This is a genomic window from Actinoplanes sp. M2I2 (genome assembly GCF_023544445.1).
Lineage (GTDB): Bacteria > Actinomycetota > Actinomycetes > Mycobacteriales > Micromonosporaceae > Actinoplanes.
The window spans coordinates 53,095-70,203 of record NZ_JALPVJ010000028.1; the positions used below are offsets into that span (position 1 = coordinate 53,095).

General features: G+C 71.3%; 20 protein-coding genes and 2 pseudogenes. 15 read left to right on the forward strand and 7 right to left on the reverse strand.

Annotated features, from left to right (window positions below; translation table 11 throughout):
• Position 1: 1 nt before the first annotated feature.
• The 4 genes from HJC40_RS39155 to HJC40_RS39170 all read left to right on the forward strand — a co-directional run bounded on the left by HJC40_RS39155 (position 2) and on the right by HJC40_RS39170 (position 5,377).
• Positions 2-1,330 carry a nitrate/nitrite transporter gene (locus HJC40_RS39155; RefSeq protein WP_250008650.1) on the forward strand — a complete coding sequence of 443 codons (1,329 nt, stop codon included), beginning with the start codon at positions 2-4 and terminating at the stop codon, positions 1,328-1,330.
• Positions 1,331-2,470: 1,140 nt separating this feature from the next.
• Positions 2,471-3,751, forward strand: a complete 1,281-nt coding sequence (locus tag HJC40_RS39160; RefSeq protein WP_250008651.1) for an HNH endonuclease signature motif containing protein — start codon at positions 2,471-2,473, stop codon at positions 3,749-3,751.
• A 388-nt stretch (positions 3,752-4,139) separates the two neighbouring features.
• Positions 4,140-4,766, forward strand: coding sequence for a ClpP family protease (locus HJC40_RS39165; protein WP_250008652.1), 627 nt, complete (start codon positions 4,140-4,142; stop codon positions 4,764-4,766).
• Positions 4,763-5,377 (forward strand): ATP-dependent Clp protease proteolytic subunit, encoded by a 615-nt coding sequence (locus HJC40_RS39170; RefSeq protein WP_250008654.1) that lies wholly within the window; start codon positions 4,763-4,765, stop codon positions 5,375-5,377. Before HJC40_RS39165 ends, HJC40_RS39170 begins: the two co-directional genes overlap by 4 nt.
• Positions 5,378-5,931: 554 nt before the next feature.
• Here HJC40_RS39170 and HJC40_RS46765 read toward each other — a convergent pair.
• Positions 5,932-6,354, reverse strand: coding sequence for a helix-turn-helix domain-containing protein (locus tag HJC40_RS46765; RefSeq protein WP_374273651.1), 423 nt, complete (start codon positions 6,352-6,354; stop codon positions 5,932-5,934).
• A 241-nt stretch (positions 6,355-6,595) separates the two neighbouring features.
• Here HJC40_RS46765 and HJC40_RS39180 point away from each other — a divergent pair, with 241 nt between their 5' ends.
• From HJC40_RS39180 to HJC40_RS39215, 8 genes are all read left to right on the forward strand, one after another.
• Positions 6,596-7,180 carry a dihydrofolate reductase family protein gene (locus HJC40_RS39180; protein WP_250008655.1) on the forward strand — a complete coding sequence of 195 codons (585 nt, stop codon included), beginning with the start codon at positions 6,596-6,598 and terminating at the stop codon, positions 7,178-7,180.
• Positions 7,181-7,294: 114 nt separating this feature from the next.
• Positions 7,295-7,789: a hypothetical protein gene (locus tag HJC40_RS39185; RefSeq protein ID WP_250008656.1), complete on the forward strand. Its 495-nt coding sequence runs from the start codon at positions 7,295-7,297 to the stop codon at positions 7,787-7,789.
• Positions 7,790-7,843: 54 nt separating this feature from the next.
• Positions 7,844-8,422: a phosphatase PAP2 family protein gene (locus HJC40_RS39190; RefSeq protein WP_250008657.1), complete on the forward strand. Its 579-nt coding sequence runs from the start codon at positions 7,844-7,846 to the stop codon at positions 8,420-8,422.
• A 119-nt stretch (positions 8,423-8,541) separates the two neighbouring features.
• A complete protein-coding gene (locus tag HJC40_RS39195; protein ID WP_250008658.1) occupies positions 8,542-9,942 on the forward strand; it encodes a pyridoxal-dependent decarboxylase in 1,401 nt (466 codons plus the stop codon).
• 10 nt (positions 9,943-9,952) lie between these two features.
• The gene (locus HJC40_RS39200) at positions 9,953-10,447 is read left to right on the forward strand and encodes a hypothetical protein (RefSeq protein ID WP_250008660.1); all 495 of its coding nucleotides are present in this window, start codon (positions 9,953-9,955) and stop codon (positions 10,445-10,447) included.
• 70 nt (positions 10,448-10,517) lie between these two features.
• A complete protein-coding gene (locus HJC40_RS39205) occupies positions 10,518-10,892 on the forward strand; it encodes a hypothetical protein (RefSeq protein ID WP_250008661.1) in 375 nt (124 codons plus the stop codon).
• Complete coding sequence (locus tag HJC40_RS39210) at positions 10,879-12,069, forward strand: histidine kinase (RefSeq protein WP_250008662.1); 1,191 nt, start codon at positions 10,879-10,881, stop codon at positions 12,067-12,069. Before HJC40_RS39205 ends, HJC40_RS39210 begins: the two co-directional genes overlap by 14 nt.
• On the forward strand, positions 12,062-12,721 hold the full coding sequence (locus HJC40_RS39215) for a response regulator transcription factor (RefSeq protein WP_250008663.1): 660 nt from the start codon (positions 12,062-12,064) through the stop codon (positions 12,719-12,721). The genes HJC40_RS39210 and HJC40_RS39215 overlap by 8 nt, the downstream gene beginning before the upstream one ends.
• A 160-nt stretch (positions 12,722-12,881) precedes the next feature.
• On the opposite strand, the pseudogene HJC40_RS39220 reads toward HJC40_RS39215, so the two are convergent.
• Both HJC40_RS39220 and HJC40_RS39225 read right to left on the reverse strand, forming a co-directional pair.
• Positions 12,882-13,130 (reverse strand): annotated as a pseudogene (locus HJC40_RS39220) (helix-turn-helix domain-containing protein); the annotation flags it as partial.
• Positions 13,131-13,177: 47 nt separating this feature from the next.
• Positions 13,178-13,729, reverse strand: coding sequence for a CGNR zinc finger domain-containing protein (locus HJC40_RS39225; RefSeq protein WP_250008664.1), 552 nt, complete (start codon positions 13,727-13,729; stop codon positions 13,178-13,180).
• 183 nt (positions 13,730-13,912) lie between these two features.
• Between HJC40_RS39225 and HJC40_RS39230 the strand changes: the two genes are divergently transcribed.
• Complete coding sequence (locus HJC40_RS39230; protein WP_250008665.1) at positions 13,913-14,869, forward strand: DMT family transporter; 957 nt, start codon at positions 13,913-13,915, stop codon at positions 14,867-14,869.
• Between the two features lie 3 nt (positions 14,870-14,872).
• On the opposite strand, the gene HJC40_RS39235 is transcribed toward HJC40_RS39230, so the two are convergent.
• The 3 genes and pseudogenes from HJC40_RS39235 to HJC40_RS46770 form a co-directional block, all read right to left on the reverse strand.
• Positions 14,873-15,016 carry a hypothetical protein gene (locus tag HJC40_RS39235; protein ID WP_250008667.1) on the reverse strand — a complete coding sequence of 48 codons (144 nt, stop codon included), beginning with the start codon at positions 15,014-15,016 and terminating at the stop codon, positions 14,873-14,875.
• On the reverse strand, positions 14,983-15,243 hold the full coding sequence (locus HJC40_RS39240; RefSeq protein ID WP_250008668.1) for a DNA glycosylase AlkZ-like family protein: 261 nt from the start codon (positions 15,241-15,243) through the stop codon (positions 14,983-14,985). Before HJC40_RS39240 ends, HJC40_RS39235 begins: the two co-directional genes overlap by 34 nt.
• A gap of 14 nt (positions 15,244-15,257) precedes the next feature.
• Positions 15,258-15,398, reverse strand: a pseudogene (locus HJC40_RS46770) (DNA glycosylase AlkZ-like family protein); the annotation flags it as partial.
• 172 nt (positions 15,399-15,570) lie between these two features.
• On the opposite strand from HJC40_RS46770, the gene HJC40_RS39245 reads away from it, so the two are divergent.
• The gene (locus tag HJC40_RS39245) at positions 15,571-16,236 is read left to right on the forward strand and encodes a DedA family protein (RefSeq protein WP_250008669.1); all 666 of its coding nucleotides are present in this window, start codon (positions 15,571-15,573) and stop codon (positions 16,234-16,236) included.
• Positions 16,237-16,297: 61 nt separating this feature from the next.
• Positions 16,298-16,633, forward strand: a complete 336-nt coding sequence (locus HJC40_RS39250; RefSeq protein WP_250008670.1) for an antibiotic biosynthesis monooxygenase — start codon at positions 16,298-16,300, stop codon at positions 16,631-16,633.
• A 154-nt stretch (positions 16,634-16,787) separates the two neighbouring features.
• Here HJC40_RS39250 and HJC40_RS39255 read toward each other — a convergent pair whose 3' ends face one another.
• Positions 16,788-17,033, reverse strand: coding sequence for a hypothetical protein (locus HJC40_RS39255; RefSeq protein WP_250008671.1), 246 nt, complete (start codon positions 17,031-17,033; stop codon positions 16,788-16,790).
• Positions 17,034-17,109: the final 76 nt, after the last annotated feature.

Genomic DNA, 17,109 nt, shown 5'->3' on the forward strand with positions numbered 1-17,109 from the left:
GATGACTGCCACCCTGCCCGAAACCCGCCCACCGGCCTCCCTCAAGGGCCACTGGATCGACGACTGGCGACCGGAGGACCCGGCCTTCTGGAACACGACCGGCGCGCCCATCGCCCGGCGCAACCTGATCTTCTCGATCACGTCCGAGCACATCGGCTTCTCGGTCTGGTCCCTCTGGTCGGTGCTCGTGCTGTTCCTGGGCCCCGAGTACGGGATCGACCCGGCCGGCAAGTTCCTGCTGACCGCGGTGCCGACGCTGGTCGGGGCCGCGCTGCGAATCCCGTACAGCTTCGCCGTCTCCCGCTTCGGCGGTCGCAACTGGACGGTCTTCAGCGCCGCGCTCCTGCTCGTCCCCTCGGTCCTGGCCGCCTTCCTGATCCGCCCCGGCGTCGACTACTCGACGCTGCTCATCCTGGCCGCCGTGGCAGGCGTCGGCGGCGGCAACTTCGCGTCGTCGATGACCAACATCAACGCCTACTATCCCGACCGCCTCAAAGGCTGGGCGCTGGGCATCAACGCCGGCGGCGGCAACCTGGGCGTCGCCGCGGTGCAACTGGTCGGCCTGTTCGTGCTGGCCGTCTTCGGCGCCGGCCAACCCGGCCTGGTCGCCGGCATCTACATCCCGCTGATCGTGCTGGCCGCGCTGGGCTCCGCGCTCTACATGGACAACCTGTCACAGGCCCGCAGCGAGAAGCGGGGCATGCGAGACGCCGTCCGCCAACCCCACACCTGGGTGATGTCGCTGCTCTACATCGGCACGTTCGGCTCGTTCATCGGCTTCGGTTTCGCCTTCGGCCAGGTCCTGCAGGTGCAGTTCGCCGACGTCTTCAGCACCCCCGTCAAGGCCGCCTACCTGACCTTCCTCGGCCCGCTGCTGGGCTCGCTGATCCGCCCCGTCGGCGGCGCCCTGGCCGACCGGCTGGGCGGCGCGAAGGTCACCTTCGTCAACTTCATCGCCATGGCCCTGGGCGCGGCGACCGTCCTGCTGGCCGCCCAGCTGCGCTCGCTGCCCCTGTACATCGTCGGGTTCATCGCCCTGTTCGTCTTCAGCGGCGTGGGCAACGGCTCGACGTACAAAATGATCCCGGCCATCTTCAAGCGCAAGAACCCGGGCGACGACCACGAGGCCCGCCGCCTGTCCAACGCGGTCATCGGCATCGCGGGGGCGGTCGGCGCCTTCGGCGGGGTCCTGGTCAACCTGGCGTTCCGTCAGTCGTTCCTGACCACCAAGGAGGCGGACTCGGCTTACCTCGGGTTCATCGCCTTCTACGCCGTCTGCGTCGTGGTCACCTGGGTCGTGTACCTGCGCCCCGGAACCAGCCGCGTCTGACGGGCCGGCCGCTTTTGTCGCGCGCCCCATTCCCGGGTCCGGCGGGGATGGGGTCGCCGATTGTCCGGGGTGCGCTGCGCGGGTGTGCGGCACACGGTGAGGACGAGATTCGTTCCGGGCTGCTCGAAGGGTGGGCCGGGCGCCGGCGCGACTGAGCTTCCAGCACCCGCCGTTGACCGCCCCGCCGTCGAGCGCCCGACCATGGACAACCCGACAACAGGGACTGGCCGACGAGTGCTCAGCCATCGACCAACCAGCCGACGGGCGGCCCGAGCCCCACTCAATGTGGTACTTCAGCCAACCGTCGCGCCAGCGGTGTGGAGATTGACGTCCCGCTATCGGCGCTGAGTCGCCACCGCGCTCTGCTCCTTCCGGCGCGAGCGCTCCATGAGCACCGTTGATGGCACCCTTGAAAACTCCCCAGCAACGCCCTGATCCGCAGCTCGGGTCCGTCCACACCGAATCGTTCGGCCCGAGAATGCTTTGGCGGCGCGCCGCCGCCAACGCCTCTGCACCGTGTTCCGCAACATCTCCCGCGCCGGGTGATTGCGTGAATCACCATCCCTCCGACCGCCGCAGCCGCCGGGTTCTCCGTCCTCCGCATCTTTCGATGCTTCAGGAGTGCTTGACGGTCGGGTGCTTGCCTCGGTCCCGCCCGGTTCTGCTTGTCCGGCTCGCGTGTCTGACCCGCTTGTTCGGTTCTGCTTGTCCGGCTCGCGTGTCTGACCCGCTTGTTCGGTTCTGCTTGTCCGGCTCGCGTGTCTGACCCGCTTGTTCGGTTCTGCTTGTCCGGCTCGCGTGTCTGACCCGCTTGTTCGGTCCTGCTTGTCCGGCTCGCGTGTCTGACCCGCTTGTTCGGTCCTGCTTGTCCAGCCCGCGTGTTCGGCCCGTCCATCCGTCCGCCCGTCCGTCCGCCCGCTCGGCTCGTGGTCGGGTAGTCAAGGGCTGTGCGCTCAACGGCCGGACGCTTGTCATTCGGTAAGTTGCCGTGCGGTCAGTTGGAGGCCAGACACGACCTCGAGCGGGCAGCACAGCTCGCAGGCTCAGCCTTCGCGCCACTGGTTTACAGAAGGTGAAAGTAGATCTCTGCAGGGCCGCCGCGACCAGAAAAGTGTCGTACGTCTGTTCGAAGATAAGTGCGTGTTGGCAGACGTGCAGCAACTGGGTGAGGACGCGGCGAAGCTCGCCGCGGCCTCACTGTGGCCGTTGGCCGACGACGAGCTCATCGCCTGCCTGCAGTCGGCCCATAGGCTGGAGCAGGCCGCCGCAGCGCTGCAGACACGACTGGTGCACCAGGCCACCGACCGCGGGCTGCCGGCAGGGCAGGGGCATCGCAGCACCGCGGGCTGGCTGCGCGCGAGACTGCTGCTCGACCCTGCCCCGGCTCGCGAGCTCGCCGACCGGGCCGCTGTCCTCAGCCGGCAACCCGCCGTCGAGCAGGCCCTGCTCGACGGGCACGTCGATGCCCGCCAGGCAGCGGTGATCGCCACCACCACCGAAACCGTCGCCGCCGGCCTGGCCGACCTCGACGAGATCAGCCCGGCCGATGCCGGGCAACTCACTGAGCAGGCGCAAACCACGCTCATCGACATGGCTCAACGGCTGCCCGCCTACCAGCTCTACCGTGTCGGCCAGCGCATTCTTGCCCACGTCGCCCCCGACCTGGCCGAGCGCGCCGACCAACTGCTGCTGGCCCGCCAGGATGCCCGCGCCCGGCAAGCGCGCGGCTTAACCATGTCGCTTCCCGCCGACGGCCTGGTCCGGCTCTCCGGGGCGCTCGACACCGAAGACGCCGCCGTCCTCCAGGCCGCGCTGCAGCCCCTGTGCAAACCGTCGACCGGCGACGAACGGCGCCCAGCGCAACGGCGCGCCGACGCGCTGATCGACATCTGCCGGCTGGCCCTGACCACCGGCGAGCTGCCGGCCTCCGGTGGAGAGCCCGCCCAGCTCGCCGTCACCGTCGCCTACGACGCGCTCGCGGCCCAGCTGGGCGCCGCCACCACCGACACCGGCGACCCCGTGTCGCCCGCAACCGTCCGGCGGCTGGCCTGCGACGCCCGCATCATCCCGGTCGTGCTCGGCAGCGCCGGACAAATCCTCGACCTCGGCCGCGGTCACCGCCTCGTCAACGGCCCCCTCCGCCGCGCGCTGGCCGTCCGGGACCGCGGCTGCGCCTTTCCCGACTGCGATCGCCCGCCGAGGTGGACCGACGCCCATCACCTGACGCCATGGACAGCCGGCGGCCCCACGTCCTTGGACAACCTCGTTCTGCTGTGCCGCCGCCATCACCGGCTGATCCACCATCCCACCGCGGGCTGGCAGGTCCGCCCCGGCCGCGACGGCCTGCCCGATTTCCTCCCACCACCCGGCATAGACCCGACCCGAAAGGCTCGGCGAAACCTTTACCACCCACGCTTATGAGCCGCCCGACCCACCCGGCGAAGCCGTGTCCAAGCCTCGGCTGCACGCAACCTTCGATCACAATGCCGTCGGTGTACTGCGCGCCACGAGCACCCGAACCGCTCCGAGGCCACACCGCCACGATCCAGAAAGGGCAGGACGGGCAGGACGGGCAGGACGAACGCGCCTGTGTCGGCTCGCGCCTGTGTCGGCTCGCGCCTATGTCCGCTTGCGGGATTCCGGCTCGCGCCTGTTCTGATTCTCGGTTCCGCCGGCCCGCCAGTGGTCACCGTGTGGGCGCATCGTAAGGACCGCCGGAGTCATCTGCTGACAGCAGATCGGCTTGGTTCCCGGCCGTCCGCCGCTCGATGGTGGAGCGAGTACGTCCGGCCGAGCCGAAGGAGAAACCATGCACCTTTCCACCGCAGCGAGCCCGTGGACCGCGGGTTCCATCGACGACCAGGTGGCCGCCCGGCTCCTGCACCAGCGCATCATCGTGCTCGGCGCCGAGGTCGATGACCAGATCGCCAACCGGCTGTGCGGACAGCTGCTGCTGTTGTCGGCGGAGGACCCGCGCGGCGTCATCAGCCTGTACATCAACTCGCCGGGCGGTTCCGTCACCGCTGGACTGGCCATCTACGACACCATGCGGCTGATCCCCAACGACGTGAGCACGCTGGCGCTGGGGCTGGCCGGCAGCATGGGTCAGTTTCTGCTCACCGCGGGGACCCCGGGCAAGCGGTTCGCCCTGCCGCACGCGCAGATCCTGATGCACCAGGGGTCGGCCGGCTTCGGCGGCACCGCGGCCGACGTCGAGATCTACGCGAACCAGTTGGAGCGGCTCGGCCAGACGCTTCTGGGTCTCACGGCCGAACACACCGGGCAGCCGATCGACACGGTCGAGCTGGACAGCCGGCGCGATCGCTGGTTCACCGCCGAGGAGGCTCTCGCGTACGGCCTGATCGATCACGTTCTTGACAGCGTCGACGACGTGCGCCCGTCGATGGCCCGGCAGCCGATGGGACTGAGCGCATGAGCCAGTACACGATCCCGACCGTGGTGGAGAAGACGCCGAACGGCGAGCGCGCGTTCGACATCTACTCGCGACTGCTGTCGGACCGGATCATCTTCCTCGGCACCGAGATCGACGACGGCGTCGCCAACGTCGTCATCGCGCAGCTCATTCACCTGGAGTCGGCCGGCGAGCAGGAGATCGGGCTGTACATCAACTCCCCGGGCGGCAGCTTCAGCGCCCTGACCGCGATCTACGACACCATGCATTTCGTACGGTGTGACATCGCGACCATCTGTGTCGGACAGGCAGCGTCGGCGGCCGCGGCGCTGCTGGCCGCCGGCACCCCGGGCAAGCGATCGGTGCTGCCGCACGCCAAGGTCACCCTGCATCAGCCGTCCAGCCAGGCCCGCGGCACGTTGCCGGACCTGGCCGTCGAGGCCAAGGAGGTGGCGAAGGTGCGGGCCGAGATGGACCGGATCCTGGCCGGACACACCGGGCACACAGTCGCCAAGATCCGGGCCGACACCGACCGCAGCATGACCCTGTCGGCACCGGACGCCGTCGCCTACGGCTTGGCCGACCGGGTGATCACCCAGCGCGAGGCTCGCGCCTATCGGCTGGACGCTGCTTGATCAGCCGGTCGGCGGTGCGATCCGCTGCGGGCCGATCGGCCACGCAACACAACTGGCTGTGGTCATCGGTCGGCAGGGGAAGTTCCTGTGGTCGTTCGTCCGGCGGCGCGGGACGCGGCGGTCCTGATCGATGGATCTCAGCGGGCGCGCCGCCTCGACAGGGGTTGGGCAGCGGACGCCACCCCGAGTGAGCGGCCGATGTTCGGACGCCACCCCCGAGTGAGCGGCCGGTGGTCGCGCCGCCTTGGGTGGGCGACCGGCCGTGGGCGCCGCCTTGGGCGGGCGGCCGGTGGTGAGGCGCCGCCTTGGGTGAGCGGCAGGTGGTGAGGCGCCGCCTTTATCGAGCGACCTGGTAGCAGGAGCCCTCCTGGATCGAGCGACCGGGCAGTGTGCTCCCGCCTTGGCGAACGACCGGCATTTGGGGCCTGTCTCGATCGAGTGAACGGCATCGGGTCTCGCCTCGAGCGAGCGACAGGCATTGGCAGGCGGCCTCGATGGAGCGGCCAGCGGATGGACTATGCCTCGTTCAGGTAAAGGCCTCGAAAAGTTTCTGATCAGGCGGCCAGCAGGACGACGTCTCCGGAGCGCGAGCCACGCGGCGCCGACGTCCGCAGCTGGGTCTTGTACTCGGGCTGGGTCTTGTACTCGGGCTGGGTTTTGTACTGGGGCTGGCCCTGAGTTCGGCGCAGGCGTGCCGACTCGAGCTGGAGGACGGGGGCGCGGTCGACGGTCAGATCGCGCCCCACCTCGGCCAGCAGGTCGACCAGGTCGATGCGCAACGACTCGCAGACAGCGGCCAGGATCTCGGAGCTCGGTTCCTTGCGGCCCCGCTCGACCTCCGACAGGTATTGCACCGAGACGCACGCCTCGTGGGCCACCTCGGCCAGCGTCCGTCGCTGCTCCTGCCGGCGGCGGCGCAGAACATCGCCGACGAGTTTGCGCAGCAGGGGCCGGGATCGCCGCGTGAGGTCCGCCATGAGATGACCGTAGTGAAACGAAGCCGCCGCCGACACCCGCCGGGCCACGGTTCAGCCAGCAGCGTACGACCGCGCCGCTTCCGTATGGTGAGCTGCGAGATGGTGAGCTGCGAGATGGTGAGCTGCGAGATGGTGAGCTGCGAGATGGTGAGCCGCGAGATGGTGAGCCGCGAGATCGCGAGCCGCGAGCAGTTTGCCGGCTGCCGACGCGGCGCCGGTCGCCGAACATGGAGAGGACGTCATGCCCGGACGATTCGTGTACTGGATGAACGTGTCCGCCGACCTCCGGATCGAGCACGCTCAAGGCGAGCAGGGTGGCGGCGAGTGGATGCGCATCGGCGAGGCGTTGCACCGGGAGTTCAACAAGCGGGCGCGAGCGCTGGCGCTCATGGTTCAGGGGCGCACGATCTACGAGACCATGGAGGGATTCTGGCCCTCCGCCCGTACCGATGACTCGCTGCCCGACTATCTGCGGGAGTACGGCGAGATCTGGACGGACAAGCCGAAGGTGCTCGTCTCCCGCACACGCACCGGCGCCGGGCACAACACCCGCGTGGTCGGCGGCGACGACGCGATCGGCCGGCTCGCCGCCCTGCGCGCCGAGACCGACGGTGACATCGGCGTCGGCGGCGCCACCGTGGCCACGCAACTGCTGCGTGCGGGTCTGCTCGACGAACTGCTGCTCTTCACGCATCCGGTGATCCTCGGCGCGGGCCGGCCGTTGTTCGACGATCACGACGAGCCGATCCAGCTGGACCTGCTCGAGCTGGCGTCGTTCGACGAAGGCGTCACGATGCACCGCTACGCCGTCCGCCCTTTGCGCTAGCCGAACCCTGAGCCGACCCGGCGAACGCCCGCGGCTCGCCCCATGGTCGACTGGACGGGCCGGAGTGGCATCGTGCTCCGGTCTGAGTCAGCGGCAAATGAGGGGGAGCGGGCAGTGGAGTCCGGTGCTGATCGGGACGCGCAGCTGCAAACCCAGGTGCGGGAGCACCTGCAACCGGGCGAGACGTTCCGTGCCGCCATCTGGGTGAGCCGGCCGGAAGGAAGCGCGTCCGTCCGGATCACGCGCGGTGAGATGTCACCGTTGCGGTTCCGCCGGCGCGTCCCCGGTATGCGCCGCGGGCTTCACGGTGCGCCGCGCAGTCATGCCGTCGAGCTGGACGAGCACATCCGCACGGTCAACGACCCCCGCGTCCTCGCCCTCACGGACCGTCGCCTCGTCGTCCTGGCCAAGGGCATCGGCTCGTGGCGGGACCTGCTGGACCGGGTCTCGGGTCCCTCGCCTTCGCTGCGCAAGCGGTGGGAATGCCCGCGGGCGGACTTGGCCTCGGCCACCGAGCAGGCCGGCCGTTTGCTCCTGACGTTTACCGACGGCTCCACCGTCACCCTGCTTACCCCGTCGGCCCACGTCCAGCCGTTCCTCGCCGGCTGAGCGGCGTCCCTGACCGGCGCCCTTTACCCTTGGACGCCGTTACCCTTGGACGCCGTGACGACGCTGGACAGTCCTCCGGAGACCCCCGCGACGCCGAACCGCCGTCGGCGCCGGATCGTCGGGATGCTGGTCTGGGCGGCGGTGTTCGTCGTCGGGATCCAGTTCGTCGGCGTGCCGATCAGCGACCAGCTGATCGCCTTCGGCTGGTTCACCGGCGGACTCACCCCGACCGAATGGCTGCAGCAGCACCTCTGGCAGAGGGGCGTGGTGCAGTGGTGGGAGGTGGTCGTCTCCCTCGTCTACTTCTCGCACTTCTTGACTCTGCCGACGATCGCCGTGGTGTTGTGGATGCGGTCGCGGTCGCAGTGGGCCCGGTTCATGCGACGGTGGTTCCTGCTCAGCGTGCTCGGCCTCATCACGTACTTCGCCTACCCGGCGGCGCCGCCGTGGTGGGCGGACCAGTATCGCGGCCTCGTCGACGCGACTCGCATCTCCACCCAGGGCTGGAAGGCGATCGGCCTGGAGGGCACCGGCAACACCCTGAACGCGCTGCAGGTGGAGACGACGAACGACGTCGCTGCGATGCCGTCGCTGCACAGCGCGGCTGGGCGTACGTCGGTCTGGTCTTTCTGATCGCCGGACTCGGCGAACGGTGGTGGGCCCGGCGGCACGACCTCGTGGCCGGGGCGAACAGTCGACCGCGTGCCGCTCGGCCGCGCCGTTCCGGCTGAACGGCACCGTAGGCTGCTCGCATGTCGGATCTTCTGGGCCAGGTTCACGCGGCCGCCGGGCCCTATCTCGAGTCGCTGTCCGCGCGGCCGGTGCAGGATCCGGATGCTCTGTCGCTTCTCGCCGAGCTCGGTGGCCCGCTGCCCGCCTCGGGGGATCCGGCCGAGGTGGTCGAGCGGCTGTTGCGGATCGGGACGGCGGCCGGCACGGCATCGGCCGGGCCCCGGTTCTTCCACTTCGTCACCGGCGGTGTGACGCCGGCGGCGCTCGCGGCGGACTGGGCGGCGGCGCTGCTCGACCAGAACGCGTTCTCGAAGATCTCGTCGCCGTTCGCGCATGAGGTCGAGACCGTGGCGCTCGACTGGTTGCGCCAGCTGTTCGGGCTGCCGGCGTCGTGGGGCGGGGCGCTGGTGGCCAGCGCCACGTTCGCCAACTTCACGTCGCTCGGGTGCGCCACGCACTGGTGGGGGTTTCAGCACGGCGTCGACACGGCCGAGGACGGGCTGACCGACCTGCCGCGGATGCCGGTGCTGTCCTCCGGTTACGTGCACGCGAGCGCGCGCAAGGCGCTGCAGATGCTGGGTCATGGACGGAACTCCGTGACGGTGTGCGCGCGGGACGCGGTCGGGCGGGCCGATCTCGCGGGCATGCGGCGGCACCTCGAGTCGTTGCGGGGCGCGCCCGCCGTGCTCATCGCCAACGCCGGCGAGGTGAACGCCGGCGACTTCGACCCGGTGGCCGAGCTGGCCGACCTGGCGTCCGAGTACGGCTGCTGGCTGCACGTGGACGGCGCGTTCGGCCTTTTCGCCGCGCTTTCCCCGCGTACGGAGCATCTGGTGCGCGGCATCGACCGGGCCGACTCGATCGCGGCCGACGCGCACAAGTGGCTCAACGTCCCGTACGAGAGCGGTTTCGCCCTGGTCCGTGATCAGTCGCGGCTGGGCGCGGCGTTCGGCATGCCGGGCGCGGCCTACCTGCCCGGTCCGGGTGATCCGGCGAGCGGGTACGCGCTCTACGGTCCGGAGTCGTCGCGGCGGGCCCGCTCGCTGCCGATCTGGGCGACGCTGGCCGCGTACGGCCGGGACGGCCATCGTGAGATGGTCGAGCGTCACCTCGATCTGGCCCGGCGCCTGGCCGCCCTGGTCGACGCGGCGCCCGAGCTGGAGCGGCTGGCCGACGTGCCGCTCAATATCGTGTGTTTCCGGGTGGCGCCGCCCGGCGACGCGGATCTCGACGACCTCAACCGCCGGGTCGGCGCCGCCCTCCTGCGGGACGGTCGGGTGTACGCCGGCACCACTGTCTACGACGGGAAGGTGGCTCTGCGCCCGGCGATCGTCAACTGGCGGACCACCGAGGCCGACATCGACCTGTTCGTCGCCGTCGTCCGGGAATTGGCCGCGACGGTGGGTGCGGCCCGGTCCTAGAGTGCCGGGCATGAGGAAGCTGGACGGTGCGTCCGTGGCCCTGGCTGTCGTTTTCGTGCTGGACGCCGTCGCCGCGCTGGGGGTCGTGGTGGCGACCGCGTTCTCGACCGTGCTGCTCGGCGCCGACGCGGGACTGATCGTGCTCACCGACGGCGATTCCTTCCTGTTCGACGAGCTCGACCTCTGGTTCGGTGCGGCGACGTCGGTCTTCGCGCTGGGCTCCGCCGCGGCGTTCGCGCTGACCTGCCCGGCGGCGGCCGCGCTGGTGGTGGCGGTGCGCACGCGCACGGCCGGCACGATCGCGGCGGTCCTGGCCGGCGCGCTCGTGATCTGGTGCGCCGCGGCCGCCGCCGTCTCCGTGGCCGAGCCCGCGGCGCTGACCGTCTGTGCCGTGGCCGGCGCGGTCAACCTGGTGGCGCTGTTGCTGGCCGTGGGCGTGTTCCGGCCGGTGTCCCCGCCGAAGTCCCAAGCGGAGTCCCAAGCGGTCGGGACATCGGCATCGTGACCGGTGGGACGGCGCTTTCCTAGGTTGAAGCCCTCGACAACCGTGATCTGGAGGGCTTCTCATGGGACGTATGACCCGCTCGACCGCACTGCGGATCGCCGCCGCCCTGTCGGTGCTGGTGGCGATCATCGGCATCGTGCTGTTCGACCTGCCCAACCTGGTGCTCGGCGCGCGCGACAGCGAAGCGCCGTTCGGGCTCGTCCTGGGCAGCTTCACGTCGGACGTGCTCGCGCTCGTGGCCGCGTACGGCGCCTGGCGGCTCCAGAAATGGGGTGCGGTGCTGCTGATCGCGGTGAACGCGTTCTGGATCGTGCAGGCGGTCAGCTCGCTGCTGTTCGACCGGACCGGCGCCGAGGTGCTCTTCGCGTCGGTGATGCTCGTGCACCACATCGTGGTCATCTCGTTCTGTCTCTGGCGGGAACGGGTCGTCAGTGCTGCGGTCTGACGCGGCCGCCCGGCGCCTCTACCAGCTGCTCTATCCGTTCCTGCTGATCTGGTACGCCCTGGTCGCGGCTGGGCTGGTCGCGGTGGTGGCCACCTGGCCCGACCGGCCGATCGGCTCGCTCGACGAGATCCCGTGGTGGTCGCACGCGATCGCGCTGGCCGTCGTGGCGATCACCTGGGCGCCGGTGTCGGCCTACCTCGACCGGGGCGTGCACCAGCTGGCCTTCGGGCAGCGGGACAACGCGTACGAGGTGGCCGGTCACGTGTCGAGGCAGCTGCTCCCGTCGGTGGCGGCGGCGCTGGCCGGCACGATGGCCCTGCCCTACGTGGAGATCGAGTCGGACGGGCGGGTCGTGACCTCGTACGGGAAGGCTCCCGACGGGGCGCCGGTCGTGGCCATCCCGCTGACGTACGAGGAGGCGCCGGACGAGCAGCTGCGGCTCGGGACGCTGCGGGTGAGCGCGCGGCGGCGGCGCGACCGGCTGTCGGCGGCCGACCTGCGGCTGCTCGAGGATCTGGCCCGGCAGATCGCGATGACGATGCACGCCGCGCACGCCCGCGAGCGGCTGGTGGCGGCGCGCGAGGAGGAACGTCTGCGGATCCGCCGCGACCTGCACGACGGGCTGGCGCCGACACTCGCGTCGCTCGGCCTGCGGCTGGGGGTGCTGCAGCGGATCCTGCCCAGCGATCCGGCGGCGGCCGCGGAACTGGCCGCCGAGCTGCGCGCCGACGTGCGGCAGGCCACCGCCGACATCCGGCGCCTGGTGTACGAGTTGCGACCGCCCATGCTGGACGAGCTCGGGCTGGTCGACGCGTTGCGCAACCTGCGGTCCGGGGACGACCTCACCCGTACGGTGTCGGCGCCCGACCCGCTGCCGGCGTTGCCGGCGGCCGTGGAGGTGGCGCTGTACCGGATCGCGGCCGAGGCGTTGCACAACGCCACTCGGCATGCCGGAGCCCGCGCGTGCGCCGTGGAGCTGGTCGTCTCCCCGGCGGACGTGACGCTGACTGTCACCGATGATGGCAAGGGGCTGCCGGCCGACTATCTTGCGGGGGTGGGACACCGGTCGATGCGGGAGCGCAGCAGCGAGCTGGGCGGCTCCCTGACCATCGGCGACGCACCCGGCGGCGGAGGCACCCGGGTAGCGGTCACGTTCGCGCGGGGCCCCCATGACTGAGCCGATCTCTGTGCCGACCCCCGAGCCGATCTCCGTGCTGATCGCCGACGACCATCCGCTCTTCCGTAAGGGCCTGCGGGCTCTGCTGGCGACCATGCCCGAGGTCGCGGTCGTCGGGGAGGCCACCGACGGTCACTCGGCGGTGCGGCTGGCCGCTGAGTTGGGGCCGCGGCTGCTGCTGCTGGATCTGCACATGCCGGGCGGGGACGGGCTGACGGCGATCCGCCGGCTGACGGCCCGCGGGGACGGGCCGCACATCCTGGTGGTGACCATGTTCGAGGACGACGACTCGGTCTTCGCGGCGCTGCGGGCGGGTGCCCGCGGCTACGTCCTCAAGGACACCGACGACGAGGAGATGACCCGGGCGATCCTGGCCGTCGGTCACGGCGAGGCCATCTTCAGCGCGGCGATCGCCTCGCGGATCGTGGCGTTCTTCGCCGGGCGGCCCGCCGCCGAGCCGTTCCCGGGGCTGACCGCCAGCGAACGCAACGTGCTGCAGCTGATGTCCCGCGGACTGCCCAACGACGTGATCGCGGCCCGGCTGGGGCTGAGCGCCAAGACCGTACGGAATTATGTCAGCAGTGTCTTCGGCAAGCTCCACGTCGCGAGCCGCGCGGAGGCGATCGCCCGGGCCCGCGACGCCGGGATCTAGCGGCCCCCGAAGCCCGCTCCGGCCGGCTCTGAGCGGCCCCCGAAGCTTGCTCCAGCCGGCTCTAAGCGGCCAGTTCGAACTCGGTGCGGCTGCGGGGCGCCGGACGCCGGCGGGTCAGCTCGGCCTCGGTGCGGCTGCGAAGCAGAGCCTGGTGCTGCTGCATCAGCTCGAACCGGAAGAGGCGCGGCTGCAGGTCGTGCAGGACGGCCGCGAGCAGGTCGGTCATCGAGATGCCGAGCGCGCGGCAGATGGCCGCGAGCATCTCGGACGACGGCTCCTTGCGGCCGCGTTCGACCTCGGAGAGGTGCCCGATCGACATGCCGACCGCGTCGGCCACCTCGCGCAGCGTGCGCCGCTGCGCCAATCGCGTGCGGCGCAGAACGCGGCCGATGAGCTCCCGCAGCATCATGAGCCGACCCTAGCGCCTGCGGACCGGGAACGCCGTCCCGAACGCGGCTAACCGCCCGCCCGGCGCTCGCGGAACGCGATCATGTTCATCCGGTTGCCGCAGCGCACGGTGCAGAAACGCTTCGAGCCGTTGCGCGACAGGTCGAGCACCAGACCGTCGCAGTCGTCGGCCTCGCAGATGCGCAGCCGGCTCATCTCGTTCATGCGGATCACGTCGGTGAGCGCCAGCGCGACCTCGGCCCGGATGCGCTCGGCCAGCGGCGCGTCCGGCGAGGTGGCGTGCATGTGCCAGTCGAGCCCGTCGTGCCGGGTCAGAAACGGCAGGGCCTTGGCCTCGCGCAGCATCCGGTTCACGACCTCAACGGCGTCGTCGCGCTCCTGGATCCAGACCGAGCGGAGCAGCGTACGGGTCCGGCGCACGTCTTCCAGCTCGGCGGCGTCGTGATCGATGCGGCCCGTGTACGTGAAGCGGGTGAGCAGCTCGGCCAGCTGGTCGACGGTCGCGAGCTCGTCCGCGCCGCTGCGGGAGCTGCTCGGCGACGTGTTGGCGAGCGCCACGACGAAGTCCAGCGACTCCACCGTGTCAGGGGCAAAAAGCAATTTGACTCCTCACGAGTACGAGCCTAGCGTCAGGGGCATAGCCAACTTAGCCCATGACAGCCCGTTCCCTGCCGGTGCGCCAGGGCCGATCGAGCCGGACTGATCGGCGCTGAACCGACAAACCCTGAACCGGCAAGCTCTGAACCGACAAACCCTGACCGCAGCACGAGAACGGAGGCGGACGTGAAGACGAAGCACCTTGGCCTGGCCGCGATGACCCTGTCGGCGGTCTCGTTCGGCACGTCCGGCGCGTTCATCAAGCCGCTCCTCGAAGCCGGCTGGTCCCCGGCCGCCGCTGTCACCGTACGCGCGCTCACCGGCAGCGTCGTGCTGCTGCCGTTCGTGCTGTTCGCGCTGCGCGGCCGCTGGTCGGCGCTGTGGCGCGGGCGCTGGCGAGTGCTCGGCATGGGCCTGATCGCCGTCGCGTTCACCCAGCTCGCCTACTTCGCCGCGATCTCCCGGGTCCCCGTCTCGACTGCGCTGCTGATCGAATACCTGGCCCCGCTGTTGCTGGTGCTCTGGGCCTGGGCCACCACCCGGCGCCTGCCCCGGCCGGCCGTCCTGCTCGGCTCGGTGCTGGCGGTCGGCGGCCTGGTGCTGGTGATCGGCCCCGGCGCGCTGCAGGCGGTCGACGTGCTGGGCCTGATGCTGGCCTTCGCCGCCGCGATCGGCTGCGCCGTCTACTTCGTGGTGGCTGCCCGCCCGGCCGACGGCCTGCCCCCAGTCGCGCTGGCCGGTTCCGGTCTGCTGCTCGGCGGCCTGGCGCTCGGACTCATCGGCCTGACCGGCGCTCTCCCGCTCGACACGACGGGCGGCGACGTCCCGCTGTTCGGCGGCACCGCCCCCTGGTGGGTCCCGCTCGGGGTGGTGGCGATCGCGGGCACGGCCATCGCGTACGCCACCGGGATCGCCGGATCGGCCCGCCTGGGCTCACGACTGGCGTCGTTCCTGGGGTTGCTCGAGGTCGTCTTCGCCTCGATCTTCGCCTGGCTGGCGCTGGGCGAGTCGCTGACCCCGCTGCAGATCCTCGGCGGCGCCCTCATCCTGGCCGGCATCGCCGCGATCCCGTCCGAGCAGACCGAGGCCGTGCCCCCGGCACCCGTCGACGAGGAACCCACGGTGATCCCGATCGCCGGGTAACTCTCAGGCGTGCGGGCCGACCGTCACCGCGCCGATCGTCAGCGCGGGCGTCGCGCCGAGGAGGTGACAGAGCCGCTCGACCTGCTCGTCCAGCGCGGTCAGCCGGGCGGCGGTCAGCGGCTCCAGCGGTTCGACCGTGACGTGCACGCGACGGCCGAACGGCGCTGATGCCAGACGCCGGCCGCCCGGCCGTCGATCAGCAGCACGGGGTGGTTGCCGGCCTGACCGCGGTCCAGCGCCCGCTCGAAGGCCCGGCCGGGAAAGGTGACGGCCCGGGGGTGCGCTCCCACCCCGTACGCGTCGAAGTAGGACAGCAGGCGGACGCCGCGCGCCGCCGAGGGCGCCGGAACGCGGTGTCGCCCGCGAGCAGCCACCTCTGCTCGCCGTCGACCGTCACCGGCTCGAGCGCCTCGGCGAGGGAGCCGGACACGTCCGCGACGAAGCGCGGGGGAGCGGCCAGCCACCGCGCCACCTCGGCCGGGGTCGCCGGTCCGTACGACCACAGGTAGCGCCGGACCAGCTCGCGCAGCGCCGGCCCGGGCTCTCAGGCCGCGAACGCGGGCGCCGCGAGCACGGCGCCGATCGCACCTCCGTCGCCGGCGCCGACCGGCTACCCCGAGCTCGGCGGCCCGCTCGTTCTCAGGGGTATCTCGGGGTATGGCCGGATGGCTCGGCGGCGCCGGGATTGACAGGCTGATCTCGTGCTCGCCGACCTGATGAACACCGCCACCGCCTTCGTCGACTGGCTGTCCACTCTCGACCGGTGGACGGTCCTCGTCTTCACGTTCCTGTCCGCCGCCGTCGAGATGACCTTCCTGGCCGGGCTGCTGGTGCCGGGCGAGTCGGTGGTCATGCTGGCCGGTTCGCTGCCCGACGGGCCGGCCGGCTTCGCCGCCGTCCTGGTCGTGGGCACGGCCGGCGCGCTGGCCGGGCAGATCGCCGGGTACGCGGTGGGCCGGGCCTTCGGGCCGCGTCTGCGCTCGACCCGGCTGGGCCGTCGCATCGGCGCCGCCCGTTTCGACCGCGCCGAGGCCTATCTGCGCGACCGCGGCGCTCCGGCGCTGGTCGCCGTCCGCTTCGTCGCCGTGGTGCACGCGGTCGTGCCGATCGTGGCCGGGGTCGTGCGCATGCCGTTCGGCCGGTTCGTCCTGTGGTCGGGCCTCGGCACGGCCCTGTGGGTGGGCGCCTTCGCCGGGGTCGGCCTGCTCACCGCGGGCGCCGACGCCACCGGCGGGCTGGGCTTGGTGCTCACCGCCGTCGGGGCCACCTGCCTCGGCGTCGTCCCGTTCGCGGCCCGCCGGCTCCGCCGCCTCCGCCGCCCGGCGGTCGTCCGGCGGACCGCGCCGGCCGCCGCTGTCGCCTGCTGACGTAGACGGCGGGACCGCTCTGTCGCTTTTTCGGGTCACAGCCGGGATGCTGGGATCTCGGGTGGACCGACGAGAGGGCGATGGCATGATCGCGCGGACCTGGCGGGGCTGGACCAGGGCGTCGGAAGCCGACGACTATCAGCGTCACTATGCGACGGTGGTGGCGGCCGAGCTGCGGGGCATCCCCGGCTTCCGGGGAGCGCGGCTGCTGCGGCACCAGACGGGCGACGAGGTGCGATTCACCTCGATCACGTTCTTCGCCGACGTCGACGCGATCCGCGCCTTCGCCGGCGACGACTACGAGTACGCCGTGGTGGCCGAGAACGCCCGCAAGGTCCTGACCCGGTGGGACGACCGCGTCACCCACGACGAGGTCGCCATCTTCGTCACCGGCTGACGCTCGGCGGGTGGCCGCCGCGCGGGCCGGGGCAGGTCAGGCCAGGCCGGGTCGGAGGGCCGGTCAGGTCAGGCCGGGTCAGCGCGGGGCCGGGTTAGGTCAGGCCGGGTCAGCGCGGGCCGGGTCAGCCCGCGCCGGGTCAAGTCGGTTCGGATCAGTTCGGCCGGCGTCGCGCGGTGGGGAGCCGGGAGGCTCGGACGGTGGCGCGGCGCGGTCCGATCGTGCGGCCCTGGTCGGTCACTTCCACGCCCTCCACCTCGTACCAGAGATCGTTGTCCTCATGCACCGGGGCGCCCGCCAGCACACGATCTATGCGCAGGCGCAGGGGACCGACGCCGTAGCGGTAGTCCTCCTCGGCGAACGTCCAGATGGTGCCCGCGGGTCTGTCGTCGATGGTCATCTCACCTCGCGGGGCCGGGCGGCCTCGTCGGGCCGCGGATGGAAATGTGGAACGCTTACGTCCATCCTGAGCGGTC